The sequence below is a fragment of the Mycobacterium sp. NGS26 genome, from assembly GCF_059813025.1.
In genome coordinates, this window is the sequence record NZ_JCALDU010000007.1 from 22,460 (window position 1) to 38,887 (window position 16,428).

A 16,428-nucleotide genomic window follows, 5' to 3' on the forward strand; every position below is an offset into this window, starting at 1 on the left:
GCCTAGCCCGTTTTGTCAGACCGCGCCCTTCACCTCCGTATGGTGAGGATGTGTGCGATCCAGGGTCCGGCCGGCCGGATGAGCGGCCAGTCAGCCGCCGTCGGCTGCTGGGGCTGGCGGGCAGCGTCGGCGCCGCGTCCGTGCTCGGCGCCTGCTCGAACACGACCGTGCCATCGACGGCCAGTGTCGAGCTGACCGCCGCCACTTCGGCACCACTGCTGTGCCGAGACGCCTGGGGCGCGCGCCCGGCCCGCCCCGGCGGTAAGCGCCACACCATCACCCGCATGACCCTCCACCACGAGGCCGTGGTCCTCGGCGAAAACCGCAACGCCCCAAGCCATCTCCGACAGGACCAGCGGTACCACCAAGATCAGCACGGATGGATCGACATCGCCTATCACGTCGGCGTCGACCGCAATGGCAACATCTATGAACTGCGGAGCACCGAGCTTGCGGGTGACACCGCGACGGACTACGACACGACGGGCCATTTCCTGGTTCTCTGCGAGGGCGACTTCGATCAAGAGACTGTGCCGGAGACCCAACTGCGCGGCGCCGCACTCGTGTTCGCATGGGCCGCCCGCACCTTCGGCATCGCGACCAATACATTGGCGGGCCATCGGGACCTGGCCCAGACCTCCTGCCCGGGTGCGAACCTGTATGCCCACCTCTCCTCGGGTGACCTCAAGCGCCGCATCGACGATCTGCTGGCCGCGGGCGGAGTGGACCTCCAGCACTACTGCGGGCCCGACGCGGCCGCACGGGTCGCGGCCATCGAGGCCGGCAACTAGACCGGCGCTCGGCGCGAGATCAGCTGTTCGGTCTCCGCGGACGCCGGTGCCGCGAGAAATCCGGTGAGTCCGTCCACCGCGCCGCTGACGAACAGGGGGAAAGCAACAACCGCGTCATTGCGGCGAAGCGCGCGCTCCCGCTCGGCGGCGAGATGGACCGCAAGGTCCTGAGCCTGTTGAATCCGCATCGACCGCGCTGGTTCGGGGATGTGCGACAGGAGCCGCTGCATCCCGGAGGTGAATTCCTCGTGGGATTTCATCGCGTCCGATTGCCGAATAAAAACGGCGACCTGGCCCGTGCGCTGCAGCTGATCGATGAACGACACGTATGAGCTGTCGGGCGACTCTGCCAGCTCGATCAACGGAAGGATGTGGGCCTCCACCTGTGCCCGAAGATCATCCGGATCGGCTCGGGCCCGCAGCAGGGCACGGCGTTGCATGAGGTCGCTGAGGCGGTACGCGAAGATCGCGCGCAGGAGATCGTCCTTGGATCCGAAGTGGTACCGGATCGCCGAGTTGTTCGACGAACCCGCCTCTATCGAGATCTGGCGCAACGAAACACCGGCAACCCCATGCTCGGCGAACAACCGCTCGGCGGCCAGCAACAGTTGCAGAGCGGTCGCCGGTGTCGGCCCGGGCTGAGTGCTCATCACCCTTGCGCCTCGATGCTTGCCCGCAGGTAACCCTCGATGTCGTTGGCGCGCTTCAGGAGCGCATCGCGCACCTCGGGCGCCGTCACGACGAGGAAGCGACCCGCCTCGACGGCGTCGGCAATCAGGTCCCCGACCTCTTCCGCGGTCACGATCTGGTGCGCCGGCGCTCGCGGCGTTGCGGCCGCCTCGCCGTAGACGGTTATTCCCTCAAGGATGTTGGTGACCACCCCGGATGGGCAAAGACATGTCACCCCAACACCTTTCGGGCCGAGATAGGTCGCCAGCGCCTCGGACAGTCCGACGATCGCGTGCTTGGACGCAACGTAGGGAAGCCGATCGAACCCGTAGCCCAGCAGCCCCGAGGCGGAGGCGGTGTTGATCACGTGGCCGCTGCCCTGAGCGATCAAGCCCGGGAGAAACACCCGGTTACTGCGCGCGATGCTCAACAGGTTGACGTCGATCGTGCGAAGCCATGCCTCGTCGGGCAACGTCTCGGGAGCGCCGATCGCAATGACGCCAACGTTGTTCATCACCAGGTCGATGCGACCGAACCGCTCGAGCGCAGCATCCCGCAGTTTCTCCAGGTCCGCTTCGACGGTCACGTCGACGGGGAGCCCGATCGCCGGCCGGCCGAGCGCGGTGATCTCTTCGACGACCTCGGTGACCCGATCCTTGGCCAGGTCGCTCACGACGACCGATGCGCCACGCCGGGCGAACGCGACCGCGGTGGCGCGGCCGATGCCACTGCCCGCACCGGTCAAGACGGCGATTGCGCCGTTGAGGCTGTGCGCCTTCGTCATCCGATGCCAACCGCCTTGGTGCGAAGGAATTCGAACAGCCCTTCCTCGCCGCCCTCTCGGCCGAACCCGGAGATGCCGACGCCGCCGAACGCGAGCTCGCAACCGGTCACCGGGCTGGCTCCGTTCACGTACACCCCGCCGGCCCGCAGCGCGGTCACCATTCGTTGCACCCGGTCGACGTCCCTGGTGTAGACGTACGAGGCGAGCCCGTATTCGGTCGAGTTGGCGATCGCGATCGCCTGCTCCTCGGTGTCGAACCGCATCAGCGAGAGCACGGGGCCAAACACCTCGATCTGGCCGAGTTCGGAAGCGGGATCGACATCTCCGAACACGGTTGGCTCCACGAAGAAGCCCTTCGGCAGGTGACCGGGAACGCCGCCGCCGGCCAGCAGCTTCGCCCCGTCGGCCTGTGCTCGCTCGATCATGGCCAGGATCCGCTCCTGGGCCTCGCGGGTCACCACGGGACTGATGATCGTCGCCGGGTCGAACGGATCGCCGCACTGCATCCCGGCGACAATCGCGAGCACGCGCGCGACCACGTCGTCGTAGATGTCGTTGTGGACGATCATGCGCGACGGTATTGCGCACCCCTGTCCGGCGAGGGTGCCGAGGACGCTGAAGGCGTTGACGGCGATCGCGGTGTCCAGGTCGGCATCCGCGAAGAGGACGTTGGCGGACTTGCCGCCGAGCTCGAGCACCGCGGGCTTGAGGGACTCGGCACACCTGGCGAGGATCTTGCGTGCCGTCGCCGGCCCACCGGTGAAGCTGACCTTTTGCACCAGCGGATGAGTCACCAGCGCGTCACCGGTCTCCGGCCCACCCAACACGAGATTCACGACTCCGTCAGGGATTCCGGCTTCTTTGACGAGACGCATCAAATGCTCGGTCGCGTACGGCGTCAGCTCGGATGGCTTCATCACGACCGTGTTCCCGGCCGCCAGCGCCGGTATCAGTTTCATGCCGATCGAGACGACCGGGCCGTTCCAGGTGAGGATGATGCCGACGACGCCGTACGGCTCGGGCATCGAGTAGGCGAGCTCACGCTGGTTCGCCGGGAACGATGTGACGCGCCCTTCGATCTTGTCGGCCCAACCGGCGTAGTAGGAGGTCCAATTCGCCATGATGTCGACGAGGGGCCGGCTCATACCGGCCGACATCCCGTTGTCCAGCACCGACAGCCGGGCGATCTCGGCGGCGTCGCGCTCCATCAGTTCGCCGAGGCGGCGCAAAACCCGTGCGCGCTCCGACGGCCTCCAGGCTCGCCACCCGGCATGCGCGGCGTGCGCAGCCCGCGCGGCGGCGTCGACGTCATCCGGTCCGGCCAGCGGGACCGGTCCCTGGACCTCCCCCGTCGCCGGGTACACGTGCTGGTGCACGCCACCCGAACCGCTGGTTCGCGCCTCGCCGCCGATGTGCAGGTGCACGACGGGAACGCTCAGGTCGACGGTCATCGCGCGTCTCCGATTTCCTGGCTTCCGCCATTAAGTAATATTTCTTATTTCTAAGCTACTTGACTTCACGCGTCAAGTGTTGCCTAATGCTCGGGTGGACGTCAGAGAACTCTTCGACCTCAGCGGCAAGGTCGCCATCGTCACCGGGGGCGCCGGGGGCATCGGCGAGGTGTACGCACAGGCGCTGTGCGAGGTCGGCGCCGCGGTCGTGATCGCGGACATCAACCTCGAAGCCACGCGCCGCACCGCAGATAAGTTGAAGGACAGGGGCTTTCGCGCCATCGCGGTGCATCTCGACGTCACCTCCGCCGAGTCCGCCGCGCAGATGGCGTCGGCGACGGTCGCGGCATTCGGCGGGATCGACATCCTCATCAACAACGCCGCCGTCATGACCGACCTGCCGCCCTATGGGCTGGCGAACATGCCGGTGCCGGACTGGGATCGGGTCCTCGACGTGAACCTGCGCGGGCCGTTGCTCTGCACGCAGGCGGTCATCGAGTCGATGACCGAGCGCGGCGGCGGGCGGATCGTGAACGGCTTGTCCGCGGGCGCGTTCATGCCCGGCGGGATCTACGGTGTGTCGAAATACGCGCTGCACGGCCTGACTTGCAACCTTGCGACCGAGCTCGGGCCGCGGGGTATCAACGTCAACGGCATCGCACCGGGACTGGTCGCCAGCGAAAGCGGCTACGCGAGCCTGCCGAAGGACTCGCCTTTTCGTGACGTCCTCGCCGGACAGATTCCGGGCAAGACGTCGGGCCCTCCGGATGACCTGGTGGGAACGATGCTGCTGCTGTGCGGCCCGGCCGGGGAATGGATCAACGGCCAGACGATCTCGGTCGACGGCGGCTGGATCATGCGGCTGTGACATAGCGGCCCGACGAAAGGACCCGCATGGCCGAATGGACAACTCGCGAGGAACGCCAGGCCGTCGCGAGAGCCGAGTACGAGCGCATCATGATGGCCGCGAGCCCCGAGCCGGCCGGGGCCTACCTCGAGTCCGGGGTGATCGGATACGTGTTCGGCGAGATGTGGCGACGGGGCGTGCTCACCGCCCGGGACCGGCGCTGGATCACCCTGACCTGCGTAGGTGCGGCGGGTTCGATCACCCCGATCGAGACCCACGTCTACGCAGCGCTCAAGAGCGGAGACATCAGCTACCCCGAGTTCGACGAGTTCGTGCTCCACTTCGCAACACAAGCCGGCTGGCCCAAGGCGTCCGTCATGCAGGTGTACGGAATGATGAGCATGTTCAAGATCGCCGAGGAAGCCGGCGAGGCGCCGAAGGCCCACGACTTCGAGCCGTGGGCGGAACCCACCGACGACGCCACCCGCCGGGAACGTGGCACCGCGGCCTACGAGCAGATCCACGGCGCGGCGCCGCAGGAAGCCATGACCGCGTTTCAAGGACGCGCCCGGCTCGACTACCTGTATGGCGAAATATGGAGCCGCCAGCGGTATCTCACTCGCCGCGACCGACGGATCATCGGCATCTGCAGCGCCGCCTCCACCGCGATCGACGAGGAAGTGGCCGAACATCTCCGCGCGGCCCTCGCGCTGGGTGATATGACCCGGCCCGAGCTCGAGGAGCTCGTGGTTCACTTCGCCGTCTACCTGGGCTGGAACCTGGCGCGCCGGCTCGACGACCTGCTGATCGAGGTGTGTTCAACGCGCTGACCCCGATTGAGCGCAGCCGTGGCGCGTCATCGGTGCCTTTGGTCCTTCGGCTTTGCATCTCTTCGGCCCTGACGATCACCGCCGCGCTCAGTGATGCTGCCGGTGGGCAACGATCAGAAACGAATCGAAATGATGCAACCAGCGCGTCGCGGGATCTTGGTAGGTGTCGACGGATCGACAGCGGCACTGGCCGCCGTCCGGTGGGCGGCCCACGACGCCGCGCTGCGGGACGTGCCGCTGACCGTGGTCCATGTCGTCAACGACCCGGTATCGGGGTGGTTCCAGGTCCCGGCGCCGGCCGGCTTCAGGCAGTGGCAGGAGAAGCGGGCACGCGAATCCATCGAGACGGCAATCAAGGTCGCCGAAGATAGCACCGGTGAACGCGGCCCCGTGCAAATCGACGCCAAGGTGCTTCATGCGGCCATCGTGCCGACGCTCGTCGACCTGTCCAAAGGGGTCGAGATGGTCGTGGTGGGCTATCGGGGCCACGGCGGGGTGTTGGTCCGCAACTTTCTCGGCTCGGTGAGTTCGGGGTTGGTGTACCAGGCGCATTGCCCGGTCGCCGTGATCCACGACGACCAACCGATGGTCAGCAACGTGGCACGGGCCCCGGTGCTGGTGGGCATCGACGGCTCACCGGCGTCGGAAGCCGCGACGGCGATCGCATTCGAGGAAGCATCCCGACGGGGCGTCGGCGTCGTTGCCCTGCACGCCTGGACGGATCCCCGCGTTGCCAACCTCAAGGACAAGTACCAGAACGCCGCTTGGGATGCTCAGTTATCCCACGAGGAGGAGACGCTTGCGGAACGACTGGCGGGTTGGCAGGAACGCTATCGCGATGTGGGAATCCGCCGCAGAATCGAGATCGGTGACGCGGCCAGTCCGCTGATCGAGGCGTCCGAACGGGCGCAACTGCTCGTGGTCGGCAGCCACGGCCGTGGCGGGTTCGCCGGCATGGTGCTCGGCTCGGTCGGGGCGGCGGTGGTCAACAGGGCCAAGATCCCCGTGATCGTGGCGCGGCAGTCCTGACGACGGCCGGGAGATCCTCGAAAAGCTCTCCCGCGTGCGGCGTGGCGCGCGCCGCCGGGGTCGTCGCTGTTACTACGCTCTGGGCACAAATTGTGGGGGGACACCGCGACCGCAGAAAGGATTCGCAAAGGTGAACCTCGGCAGCCAGATCAAGAAGCGCGTCTTCCCGGCCGTGGGCGTCGCCGCGTCGGCCCTCTTGTGCTTCGGCGCAGGAACAGCCAGGGCCGACACCGCGAGTGTCCAGTTCCAGCCGGCAACGATGAACAACATTCCAAGTCTGCAGGTCACCGTCACAGACACCAGCGGAAACGGAAACCCCGGCACATACGGCTTCTGTGTTTTCAACGCCAACCCGACGCTGGGCACCATGAACGTGCTCCAGGGGATCGGCACCCCCATGGCCCCGCTCAACCAGACGTTTCAGCTGAACCAGGGCGGTCAGCAACAGTTGAACTTCGCGCCCGAGCTCCCGACGGGCACGCTGTTCAACGTCAACATCACGTGCACCGACCCCGTCCAAAACCAAACCGGAACCATCTACAACCAGCCGATGCCGTTCTGACCGTCGGGAAACGCCAGGTTTCGGTGACCCCAAAAGCGCGAGTTTCGACGAAGAGGCGAGTACAGTGCAACCACCCAAGCGTGTCGGTGTGGCACGCATCACGTGACGGTTGAACGTCAGGGGGTGTGGTACTTGCCTACTCCGGCCTTGTCCCTCGTCGTGACGTCTCGGGTATAGGAATCGATTTCATGCCATACGAAATTGTCGACCGCCACGGAACGCGTTCCTACGTGACGAGTGAGGTCGCTCGGGAACACATCGTCCCGCGCGACGGCACACCGCCGTATTACAGGGAGCGGCTGGCGGCAAAGATCAATGGCAAGACGATCAGGGAAATATTCCTGTACGAGCCCGATACCAGGGAAGTTCCACTCGTCTCCGAAATTCCCACGGTGAAGTTCGGCGGGCTGTGGACGACGGGCAACCTCTACCTCGGAGAAGCGGCCGCCACCGCCCAATCGGGGCGCCGGTTTGTCACCTTCATGACGCACCGCCACCTGCCGTTGCGGGTGCAGCTACTCGACGCGCGGCACCGCAAAAGCCCTTACCTGCGCACCGCGCAGAATGGCCGTGCCGTCATCAAGGCGGTCATCAGGCACACCGGGGTGGATCGGGTCAGGGCCAGCGGCCACTCGTACGGCGGAATGACGCTGCCTGAAATGGCGGCCTTCTCCGGCGAATACATCGAGAGCATGGTGCTGCAGGACCCGTCCGGAATAGGGCCACACGATGTGAGGCTCGGCGATCTGTTGCGCAAGGAGCTGATGCCCGCGTCGCTGCACTTCCTGAAACTCGAACACATGCCCCCCGACACGATGAAGAACGTCCTGCGCCATATCACCGACAATCCCGTGCTTTCAATTCGGGAGGTCCTCGGCCTCAAGAATCCGGACATTCGACCGCATCTGAATGCGGCAAAGGCCAAGGGCGTAAAGGTCGGCTTGCTGGTGCTGGGGCGGTCCGCGATCTTCAATGCCACGGAGAACAGGCGCATCGCCGAATCGGAGGGGCTGTTCCACCTGATCGACGAGGTTCCGGGCGCCTACCACATCGATCCGAACCTGAGGCCCGGCCCAATCGTCGAGGCCCAGAACAGGATGTTCGACGAACTGATGAGGCTTGGAAAAGCCGCCTAAGCCGCCTAGGGCCCAAGGCCCGCCTGGCCGGTTCCGGCGAGTCGCGCCCTCAACTCGCCACGGATGATCTTGCCGATGGCGTTGCGCGGGAGCTCGTCGAGGAGGACGACCTCCCGGGGCACCTTGTAGCTCGCGAGGTTCTCCCGGACATGCTGTTTGAGCATCTCCGGCGTGGCCGACGCCCCCGGCGCCAGCACCACGAAAGCGGCGAGCCGCTGCCCGAACTGTTCGTCGTCGACGCCGATGGCCGATACCTCCGCCACCGCGGGGTGGGTGGCGAGCGCCTTTTCCACCTCGATCGGGTAGACGTTCTCCCCGCCGGACACGATCATCTCGTCGTCGCGGCCCACCACGAAGAGCCGGCCGGCGGCGTCGAAATAACCCAGATCACCGGACGCCATGAAGCCGTCCTGGACGTCCTTGGTCTGCCCGGAGGTGTAGCCCTCGAACCCGGTCTCGGTGCGGGCGAAGATCTGGCCGACCTGGCCGCGCGGCACCTCGCGGCGATTCTCGTCGAGGATGCGGACCTGGGTACCGGGCATCGGCCTGCCGGCGGTGTCGGGTGCGGCGCGCAGGTCCTCCGGCGCGGCGAGCGCGATCACACCGACCTCGGTCGCGTTGTAGTTGTTGTAGACGACGTCACCGAACTGGTCCATGAACCTGGTCACCACATCCGGGCGCATCCGGGAACCGGCGGCGCTGACGAACCGCAGCGACCGTCCGCTGAACCGGTTGCGGATGTCGTCGGGCAGGTCCATGATCCGGTCCAGCATCGCCGGCACCACGGACAGGCCGGCCGCGCGATATCGGTCGACGAGCGCCATCGTGGCAGCGGCGTCGAAGAAGCGCCGCAGCACCAGCGTGCAGGAAAACATCGACCCGATGATCAACTGCCCGAAGCCCCAGGCGTGGAACAGCGGCGCGGCCGCGACGACGGTTTCCTCGGCGCGCCACGGCATTCGCGCCAGCAGCGCCACGCCCTGGCCGCCCCCGCCGCCCGGCGCACGCCGCGCGCCCTTGGGTGTGCCGGTGGTCCCGGAGGTCAGCAGGATCACTTTGCCCCTGCGGCCGGGGCGAGCCGGTCGCTGCCCGGCGTGCCGGGCGATCAGCGTCTCGATCGTGAGCGGTTGGTCCGCCGGGTCGTCGGTCCAGGCGACGATGCGTTGCGTGTCCGTCTTCGCCCCGAGCGCGTGGTCGACGGCGCCGGCGAATTCCTGGTCGTACACGAGGACATCCGGGCGTTCACGCTCCAGCACCTGCGCGATGGCGGGAGCCGCGAAGGATGTGTTGAGCAGCAACACATCCGCGCCGATGCGGTCGGCGGCCGCCAGCGCGTCGACGAAGCCGCGGTGGTTGCGGCACATGATGGCCACCATCCGTGGCGTCCCGGCGGGCAGCCGCTGCAGCGCCGCGGCGAACGCATTGGCCCGCGTGTCCAACTCTCGATAGGTGAGCACGCCCAGTTCGTCGATCAGGGCGGGACGATCCGGGCACCGGCGAGCCGACACCGCGATGCCGACGGTGTTGGTGAAGCCTTCGCGCCGTGCGGCGGCGGCCATCCGCACGTACTTGTCGGGCCTCAGCCCGGCCAGTATCCGGGTGCTGGTCAGCGTGCGAAACGATTCGCGTGCTTCTCGGACCCGTTGGGGCAGGGAGGAATTCGGCACGGCAGTCACCCCAGGATCGGCAAACGGCGCTCGGCGGCCAATCCGTCCAACGCTTTCTGCATCACCGCGCGAACGTGCGCGTCGACCTCGCCGACATCGGGTTTCTTCCCGAACTGTGCGGTGAGATCGATCGGCGGTAGCACCTGGGTGACGATCTTGGCGGGAAGCGGCAGATTGAGCGCCCCTATGCTCAGCCCGAACGGGAAGCCGACGGAGACCACGAATTGTTCGGCGCGGGTCAGGCGTTTCAGCCCCAGCCTTTTCGCCAGCCACTTGCCGCGGGTCAAAAACAGCTGGGTTTCCTGCGCCCCGATCGACACCACGGGCACGATCGGAACACCGGCCTGCAGCGCGGTGCTCACATAGCCGGTCCGGCCGCTGAAATCGATGACGCCCTGCTTCCAGGTGGGCCGCAGCGCGTCGTCGTCTCCGCCCGGGAAGACGATGACGACCGCGCCGGAACGCAATGCCTTGGCGGCGTTGTCGCGGGTGGCGCGGATCATGCCCATGCGCCGCAGCGCGCCGGTCGCCGGCCCGCGGAAGACCAGGTCGTGGGCGAGGGTGTAGATCGGGCGGTCATACCCGAACTTCTCGAAGAAGCCGACCCACAAGATGGGAACGTCGGGGGGATTGGGACCGCCGGAGTGGTTCGACACGATCAGCGCCCCACCGGCTGGAAACTCGTCGAAGCCACGCACTTCGGCACGGAACCAGAATTTGTAGACGGGACGCGCGATCGTGACCATCCGGCGCATCATTACCGGGTCCCAGGTGCCGTCGAAGTCCCCCGGCCGAGGCGAGGTGTCATCGGTCATTGCCCACCTCCGCGTGCCCGAAGTCTGCCCTGAAGCACGGCGAGCGTATCGACCATCGGCCCTGGCCGGACACTGTCAAAAGTCCCTAGTGGCGGGTTACCACGGTCCGTTAGTTTGATGTGAGCCGGGTCACACCGGCCGCCTCAATCGGAGAGGACGGGAACATGCCTCCGGATCAGCAGCGCGACCTGACGATCCGGTTGTCGGGCAGCGACGCCACTTTCATCCTCGACGAGCCGGTCGAACCTCAGCACACGCTCAAGATCGCCGTGTTCGACGAGCAGTCCAGCAAGGCGTTCCGCTTTGAGCGCGTCGGCGATGCGCTCGACAAAGCCGTTGCGCTGCTCCCACAAATGCAGTGGAGGGTGCAGTTCGTCCCGCTCGGACTCGGCCACCCGGTGTGGACCACCGATCCCGGGTTCAACGCGCGAAACCACCTGCGGCACACACGATTACCCAGCCCCGGAACCAAAGCGCAGTTGTGCACGAAGATCAGCGAGATCGCCAGCGAACCACTTCCGGCCGGCCAACCCCCATGGGAGCTGTGGTTCCTGGAGGGCTTCGAGGGCACCAAGGTCGTCGCGGTGCTCAAGCTGAATCACGCGCTGGCCGATGGCGGCACCTTCGCGGACTTGCTCGACTTGGTGACGCGTCCCGAACCGGATTCGCCGCCCATCCTGCCACCGATCCCAAGGGCCGCGGCGCCGGCGAGGAGCGGCGCCGCACTGCGGGACGGCGCCCGCGACCTGTGGCAGGCGGTTCGACGCGAGTTGCCCCAACGGACACGGGTCGTGCTGCGCTCATACACGCGCGGCAGAAAGACGCTCGCTCAACGGCCACCCTCGAGGTTCGGGGCGCCCGCAATACCCTGGCGGGGCACGCTTACGCCGGGGCGAACTTTTTCGTGGGTTTCGGTACCGCTCGACGAGGTTAAGCAGATCGCGCAGGTCATTTCCGGAACCGTGAACGACGTGGTGTACGCCATTGTCGCGCGGGCGATCCGGCAATACCTCGCCGAGGAGGGCATGCTGACCGACCGCCCCGTGATCGCCAACACCGCGGTCCGAACCCGCAAGGAGGGTGACACCCGTCTGTGGGGAACGGCCGTCACCGCCCTACCTTTCCAACTGCCGACGCACCTGTCCGATCCGCTCGAGTGTCTTCGCGAGGCCCACGCGCAGAACGCGATGGTGAAGGCGGCGACGGCCAACCGGCCCGTCCACGCGGAGGATTGGTTCGATTTCGCCCCGCCGCTCCTGTTGCGGCCGGCGCTGAGGTTGACTCGGCTCATCGCCCGTCGGGTCAACGGGGCGTTGATCGTGTCCAACGTCAGGGGGCCCGGGGAGAAGCGCTACATCGGCGGCATGGGCATCGAGAACTTCATCTCATGCGGCCACTTGAAGTACGCAGCGGGCGTCAACACCACCGTCTGGGGCTATGACAAGCTGCTCAACTTCGCCGTGTACGGGTGTTCGCGAACGCTGCCCGACGCGGAGTTGTTCACGCAGCGGATTCGGGCCGCATTCGACGAATTGCGTTCGGCGACGAGCGATCTTGCCGATAACCGGACCGACCCGCCCGCAGTCGTCAGTTCTGCACCAGGTCGGGGATGGGCTCCGCGCCCGTCAGCCAGTGGCGTCCGGTCCGGCGGGCCGCCTCCCACTTCGGGACGCTGACCGCGTCGTCCTGGCCGAGGTCCTCGGGCGTCGGGCCGATGCGCTCGGCCAGCCCACCGAGTGCACCGAGGTCGAAGTTGTATATCTCGGCCGCCGCCAGGCCCAGCATCTGTCGGGTCTCCTCGACGGGAACATCCCAGAAGGAGCGGCGCAGCCAGTCCCGGGTGTGCGGCCAGGTTCCCTCTGGATGGGGAAAGTCGTTGCCCCACAGCAGGTTCGACACGCCGATCTCGTAACGCCGCGCCAGCTCCCTGCGCTCCGTGGTGGTGGCCCCGATGAAACAGTTCCGGTCGAAGTAGGCCGACGGCGGCATCGTCAGGTCGCCCTCCATCTGATGGCTCATCTTCTTGGCCGAGTGCTCACGCAGATACCGCGTGTCCATCAGCCAAAGCAGGTCGTTGGCCCAGAACGCGCCGCACTCGGTGACCCCCCAGCGCAGCCGCGGGAAGCGCTCGAACACGCCCGACCACAACGCGAACCACAGCGGCCGGGCACCCCACCAACGCACCTCGGTGACATAGATGCCGAGGTGCCCGCCGTACTCCTCCTGCGGGGCGGGACCGGAGTGGGTGTGTATCGGCATCTGCAGGTCCTGGCAGGCGGCCCAGACCTTGTCGTAGCGACGGTCGTGGTACGGCGGGTAGCCGACCCAGCGCGCGGGGATCAGAATCCCGCCCCGCAGTCCGGATTCCGCCGCGCGGGTGATCTCGGCGACCGCCGCGTCGACGTCCGCGAGTATCGGCACCACCGCGACGCCGGCCCGCCGCTCGGGGCTGTGGCTGCACAGCTCGGCCAGCCAGCGGTTGTGGGCCCGCGCCCCGGCCATGGCACGCCCGGGGTCGAGGTCGCCGGACTGGCCCAGCCCGGCCCCGAACGGGGCGCCGGCGACCCCGGTCACGGCGTCGGCGTCGGGAAAGATGACCTCGCCGACAACGCCGTCGCCGTCTAATTCCTTGTCCCGCAGGCCCACATCCCATCCGCCGGCGATGCCCTCGCCGTGCTCGGAGAACCACGCTTGCGCGAACTCCTCGTCGATGAATCCGCCGGCCTGCGCCGCGGCGGTCTTCTCCGCCAGGTAGACCTCGAAGTCCTCCCGGTATTCCGGGTCGACGTATTCGCGGTACCGCTCGGTCGGCAGCTCGGCGTGGCAGTCGGCCGAGATGATGGTGTAGGGGTCCACTTTGGTCCTTTCGCTACCAGGTGCGGATGGGGTCGGGCTCGAAGACGGTGCTGCTCGCGTCGGCGGGCACGGCCGCCAGCGGCTCGGCGACCTCGGCCACGGTCGGGCCGATGCGGTCGACCAACGGCGCCAGCGCGTCGAGGTCGAAGCCGTAGACGGCCGCCGCGTTCCCGCCGATCATGGCCGCCACCTCGTCGGCCGGGACGCGGGAGAAGGTGTGGCGCAACGCCTCCCGGGTGTAGGGGGCAGTGCCCTCCAGGTGGGGGTAGTCGCTTCCCCACATGATCTTCTCGACGCCGATGCGGTGGCGCTCGGCACACTCGACCGGTCGCATGAAGCTGGCGCCGACGTAACACTGGCGGGCCCAGAACTCGCTGGGCCGCAGCGAAAGCGAGCCGGCGGTGGGCCCGGCGAAGCGGGCGATCGCCGAGTTCGCCCGCCCGTAACGGGCGGCCGCCACGTCGAGCGAGTCGAGCGTCGCCGGTATCCACCCGGCGCCCTGCTCGGTGAAGACCACCGTGAGGTCGGGATGGCGATCGAGTGCGCCGCTGAAGATCAGGTGCCACAACGCCCGGTGCGCAAACCAGTGCGTCTCGTACACCCATACCGCAAACGAGCTGCCCCACCCGTCCGTCGGGCTCGGGCCGGCGTTGCCGCCGTGGTGGTTGACCACGACGCCCGCGTCGTCGCACGCCGCCCACAGCGGCTCCCAGTGCTCGGCGTAGAGCTGGGGGACGCCGGCCCCGGGCGGGATTCCGGGCAGCAGCACGCCGCCGCGCAGGCCCAGCTTGGCGATCTGCGCTACCTCGGCGGTGGCTTGGTCGAGGTCCGGCAGCAGGATCTGACCCACCCCGGCGCGCCGCTCGGGCGAGGCGGAGCAGAAGTCGGCGAGCCAGCGGTTGTGCGCGCGCAGGCCGGCCCAGCGCAGCTCGAGCTCGCGCGCGGTCTCCGGTTGGGGGGCGGCCAGGCTCGCCTGAGGGAAGAACGGCGGCACGGTGTTCGGGAAGATGACCTCCCCCGCGATGCCTTCCCGGTCCAGGTCCGAGTTGCGTCGCTCGCTGTTCCAGTTGCGCTCGGCGTCGGCCTCGGTGAGATCGCCGAACGGGTTGACGTATTCCCTTGCCCAGCCGTCGAATTCGTCGCGATACTGCGGATCGAGGTACTCGCGGTAGTCGAGCAGGTCCGCGCCGGCGTGACAGTCGGCCGAGATGACGGTGTAGCGGTCCATGAGTTACGCGCGCGCCGGCTCGGGCCGGGGGGCGGCCAGCAGAGCCACGTCGTCGTAGCGCTGGTGCACGTACGGCAGCAGCCATTCCTGCGGCACCCGCGCCGCGATCCGCCCCACCTGCACGGTGCGCCGGCGGCACCAGGTGATCGCCCTGATCTGGCGAATCACGATGTCGGCCACCGGATCCAGCGGCGACTCCCCCAACTCGAGGGTGCCGTCGATGTTCTCCAGCAGCTCGTAGTGCCGGTGGTACTCGCCGTAGACCAGGTGGGGGTCGGTGATGCCGCTGCCGTCGGGGGCACGCAGGAACTTGAAGTAGAACTCGGTGTTCACCTGGTCTGGCGGCAGCTCAGCCGGGCCGGTGACCCGGCCGCTCATCCGGATGAGCTGATAGCCCAGCCGGTCCACGGTTGCGGTGACGCGGTCGCCGTCGCGCTGCAGGTCGATGTGGGCCAATTTCTTTGGCTCACCGAACGTTTCGCGCCCGCCCGTGACCGATTGTTCGGTGGACTGGGGCATGAAAAGCGGATAGTCGCCCTCGACTTCGCCATGCCGGGCGGTCACCGAGAACACCGCCGACCCGAACGGCGCCATGCCCTCGATTTGGACCCGCTGAAGCTGGACGCGCACCAGCGGTTCGGCCGCCGGCTCGAGCGGCTTGGGCAACACGGCCGCGACGATCGCCGGATCCGTGAGGTAGGCGACGGTCACCGCCTCGGTGGCGATGGGCGCCTTGGTAGCGTCGATCTCGTGGTCGACCTGCTCCTCGGGTGGGCGGGGGCCGTAGCGAATCATGTTGCTGCTCCTTTGGTTTGCGGCTTCTTCTCGGCACTCTGGCCGAGAACGTCGACCAGGTAGTCGGGCTCGCCGCGCGCCAGGATCGATGCCGCCTTGCGGCTCACCACCTGATCGGCCGAGGTGGGCGGGCCCATCATCCAGAAGCGGTCCGCCCGGATTCCGTCCACCACCTGATCGGCGACCGTGTCGAGCGGGGTGAACTCGACGCGCGATCCGGCGGCCTCGAAGCGGGCCACGACGCTCGCCAGGGTCTGCTCGGGCGTGCGGCGTTCTTGGGTCGCGGCGTAGCGCTGCGGTCGGTGCCGCCACGACTCCCAGATGCCGGTGTTCAGGAAGCCGCCGGGAAACAGGACGTGCGCGCGAACCCGCGTCCCCGTCATCTCCAGGTGGGTGTAGAGGCTCTCGGTCAGGCACAGCACCGCGGCCTTGGTCATCGGGTAGACCGCCGTGGCCGGTCCGCCCATGGCGCCGCGCGCGATCGGCGCGAACCCGCCGTTGCCCGAGCAGGTGTTGACCACGTGTCCCTCGCCCTGCTCCAGCAGGATGGGCACGAAAGCCTTGATGCCGTGGATGACGCCCAGCACGTTGACGTCGATCCCCCAGCGCCAATCGGCGAGGTCGTGCTCCCACATGTAGCCCTCGGAGACGCCGCCGGTGCCGGCGTTGTTGCACACCACGTGCACCGCGCCGAAGCGATCGAGTGCGTCGGCGGCCAGCGCCTCGACCGACGCGTAGTCGGTGACGTCGGTGATGACTCCGACCGCCTCGATGCCCTCGCCCGCGAGTTCCCGGGCCGCCTCGTCCAGCGGTTCGGCGAGGACGTCGGCCAGCACCACCCTCATGCCCTCGCGGCCGAAACGCCTGCCCATGGCCCGGCCGATGCCCCCGGCTCCGCCGGTTACGACCGCCGTCTTGCCTCGAAGGTCCGTCATTGTGGCCATGGTCACATGGTCGCTTATATCACC

The 16,428-nt window shown here is 67.5% G+C and carries 16 protein-coding genes; 7 read left to right on the plus strand and 9 right to left on the minus strand.

Going from position 1 to position 16,428, the window contains the following annotated elements:
* Window positions 1-50: 50 nt before the first annotated feature.
* A complete protein-coding gene (locus tag AC5Y6X_RS21225) occupies window positions 51-791 on the plus strand; it encodes a peptidoglycan recognition protein family protein (RefSeq protein WP_499988954.1) in 741 nt (246 codons plus the stop codon).
* Here AC5Y6X_RS21225 and AC5Y6X_RS21230 read toward each other — a convergent pair.
* The 3 genes from AC5Y6X_RS21230 to AC5Y6X_RS21240 are packed head-to-tail and all read right to left on the minus strand — an operon-like array spanning window position 788 to window position 3,695.
* Window positions 788-1,396: a TetR/AcrR family transcriptional regulator gene (locus AC5Y6X_RS21230; protein ID WP_499988955.1), complete on the minus strand. Its 609-nt coding sequence runs from the start codon at window positions 1,394-1,396 to the stop codon at window positions 788-790. The two genes, AC5Y6X_RS21225 and AC5Y6X_RS21230, sit on opposite strands and share 4 nt — an antisense overlap.
* Window positions 1,397-1,440: 44 nt before the next feature.
* Window positions 1,441-2,244, minus strand: coding sequence for an SDR family oxidoreductase (locus tag AC5Y6X_RS21235; RefSeq protein ID WP_499988957.1), 804 nt, complete (start codon window positions 2,242-2,244; stop codon window positions 1,441-1,443).
* Window positions 2,241-3,695 carry an aldehyde dehydrogenase family protein gene (locus AC5Y6X_RS21240; protein WP_499988959.1) on the minus strand — a complete coding sequence of 485 codons (1,455 nt, stop codon included), beginning with the start codon at window positions 3,693-3,695 and terminating at the stop codon, window positions 2,241-2,243. The genes AC5Y6X_RS21235 and AC5Y6X_RS21240 overlap by 4 nt, the downstream gene beginning before the upstream one ends.
* Before the next feature lie 94 nt (window positions 3,696-3,789).
* Here AC5Y6X_RS21240 and AC5Y6X_RS21245 point away from each other — a divergent pair, with 94 nt between their 5' ends.
* The 5 genes from AC5Y6X_RS21245 (at window position 3,790) to AC5Y6X_RS21265 (ending at window position 8,099) form a co-directional block, all read left to right on the plus strand.
* Window positions 3,790-4,563: an SDR family oxidoreductase gene (locus AC5Y6X_RS21245; RefSeq protein WP_499988960.1), complete on the plus strand. Its 774-nt coding sequence runs from the start codon at window positions 3,790-3,792 to the stop codon at window positions 4,561-4,563.
* A gap of 26 nt (window positions 4,564-4,589) precedes the next feature.
* The gene (locus AC5Y6X_RS21250; RefSeq protein ID WP_499988961.1) at window positions 4,590-5,372 is read left to right on the plus strand and encodes a carboxymuconolactone decarboxylase family protein; all 783 of its coding nucleotides are present in this window, start codon (window positions 4,590-4,592) and stop codon (window positions 5,370-5,372) included.
* 129 nt (window positions 5,373-5,501) lie between these two features.
* Window positions 5,502-6,401 (plus strand): universal stress protein, encoded by a 900-nt coding sequence (locus AC5Y6X_RS21255; RefSeq protein WP_499988962.1) that lies wholly within the window; start codon window positions 5,502-5,504, stop codon window positions 6,399-6,401.
* 130 nt (window positions 6,402-6,531) lie between these two features.
* Window positions 6,532-6,963, plus strand: a complete 432-nt coding sequence (locus AC5Y6X_RS21260) for a hypothetical protein (RefSeq protein WP_499988964.1) — start codon at window positions 6,532-6,534, stop codon at window positions 6,961-6,963.
* A gap of 188 nt (window positions 6,964-7,151) precedes the next feature.
* On the plus strand, window positions 7,152-8,099 hold the full coding sequence (locus AC5Y6X_RS21265) for an alpha/beta fold hydrolase (protein ID WP_499988965.1): 948 nt from the start codon (window positions 7,152-7,154) through the stop codon (window positions 8,097-8,099).
* A 5-nt stretch (window positions 8,100-8,104) separates the two neighbouring features.
* Here AC5Y6X_RS21265 and fadD12 read toward each other — a convergent pair whose 3' ends face one another.
* The gene (gene fadD12 / locus AC5Y6X_RS21270; RefSeq protein WP_499989395.1) at window positions 8,105-9,751 is read right to left on the minus strand and encodes an acyl-CoA ligase FadD12; all 1,647 of its coding nucleotides are present in this window, start codon (window positions 9,749-9,751) and stop codon (window positions 8,105-8,107) included.
* A 20-nt stretch (window positions 9,752-9,771) separates the two neighbouring features.
* A complete protein-coding gene (locus AC5Y6X_RS21275; protein ID WP_499988966.1) occupies window positions 9,772-10,581 on the minus strand; it encodes a lysophospholipid acyltransferase family protein in 810 nt (269 codons plus the stop codon).
* Window positions 10,582-10,745: 164 nt separating this feature from the next.
* Between AC5Y6X_RS21275 and AC5Y6X_RS21280 the strand changes: the two genes are divergently transcribed.
* The gene (locus AC5Y6X_RS21280) at window positions 10,746-12,257 is read left to right on the plus strand and encodes a wax ester/triacylglycerol synthase domain-containing protein (protein WP_499988968.1); all 1,512 of its coding nucleotides are present in this window, start codon (window positions 10,746-10,748) and stop codon (window positions 12,255-12,257) included.
* On the opposite strand, the gene AC5Y6X_RS21285 is transcribed toward AC5Y6X_RS21280, so the two are convergent.
* Genes AC5Y6X_RS21285 through AC5Y6X_RS21300 form a run of 4 tightly spaced genes read right to left on the minus strand, consistent with a single transcriptional unit; the run spans window position 12,169 to window position 16,395 of the window.
* Window positions 12,169-13,437 carry an amidohydrolase family protein gene (locus tag AC5Y6X_RS21285; RefSeq protein WP_499988969.1) on the minus strand — a complete coding sequence of 423 codons (1,269 nt, stop codon included), beginning with the start codon at window positions 13,435-13,437 and terminating at the stop codon, window positions 12,169-12,171. The two genes, AC5Y6X_RS21280 and AC5Y6X_RS21285, sit on opposite strands and share 89 nt — an antisense overlap.
* Window positions 13,438-13,450: 13 nt before the next feature.
* A complete protein-coding gene (locus tag AC5Y6X_RS21290; RefSeq protein WP_499988970.1) occupies window positions 13,451-14,665 on the minus strand; it encodes an amidohydrolase family protein in 1,215 nt (404 codons plus the stop codon).
* 3 nt (window positions 14,666-14,668) lie between these two features.
* Window positions 14,669-15,460 carry an acetoacetate decarboxylase family protein gene (locus AC5Y6X_RS21295; protein WP_499988971.1) on the minus strand — a complete coding sequence of 264 codons (792 nt, stop codon included), beginning with the start codon at window positions 15,458-15,460 and terminating at the stop codon, window positions 14,669-14,671.
* Window positions 15,457-16,395 carry an SDR family oxidoreductase gene (locus AC5Y6X_RS21300; protein ID WP_499988974.1) on the minus strand — a complete coding sequence of 313 codons (939 nt, stop codon included), beginning with the start codon at window positions 16,393-16,395 and terminating at the stop codon, window positions 15,457-15,459. Before AC5Y6X_RS21300 ends, AC5Y6X_RS21295 begins: the two co-directional genes overlap by 4 nt.
* Window positions 16,396-16,428: the final 33 nt, after the last annotated feature.

Excerpts from the sequence above, each read along its gene's own strand:
- AC5Y6X_RS21235 (WP_499988957.1), bottom strand. The coding sequence starts at position 2,244 with ATGACGAAGGCGCACAGCCTCAACGGCGCAATCGCCGTCTTGACCGGT.
- AC5Y6X_RS21240 (WP_499988959.1), bottom strand. The coding sequence starts at position 3,695 with ATGACCGTCGACCTGAGCGTTCCCGTCGTGCACCTGCACATCGGCGGC.
- AC5Y6X_RS21250 (WP_499988961.1), top strand. The coding sequence starts at position 4,590 with ATGGCCGAATGGACAACTCGCGAGGAACGCCAGGCCGTCGCGAGAGCC.
- AC5Y6X_RS21255 (WP_499988962.1), top strand. The coding sequence starts at position 5,502 with ATGATGCAACCAGCGCGTCGCGGGATCTTGGTAGGTGTCGACGGATCG.
- AC5Y6X_RS21265 (WP_499988965.1), top strand. The coding sequence starts at position 7,152 with ATGCCATACGAAATTGTCGACCGCCACGGAACGCGTTCCTACGTGACG.
- AC5Y6X_RS21275 (WP_499988966.1), bottom strand. The coding sequence starts at position 10,581 with ATGACCGATGACACCTCGCCTCGGCCGGGGGACTTCGACGGCACCTGG.
- AC5Y6X_RS21280 (WP_499988968.1), top strand. The coding sequence starts at position 10,746 with ATGCCTCCGGATCAGCAGCGCGACCTGACGATCCGGTTGTCGGGCAGC.
- AC5Y6X_RS21290 (WP_499988970.1), bottom strand. The coding sequence starts at position 14,665 with ATGGACCGCTACACCGTCATCTCGGCCGACTGTCACGCCGGCGCGGAC.
- AC5Y6X_RS21295 (WP_499988971.1), bottom strand. The coding sequence starts at position 15,460 with ATGATTCGCTACGGCCCCCGCCCACCCGAGGAGCAGGTCGACCACGAG.
- AC5Y6X_RS21300 (WP_499988974.1), bottom strand. The coding sequence starts at position 16,395 with ATGACGGACCTTCGAGGCAAGACGGCGGTCGTAACCGGCGGAGCCGGG.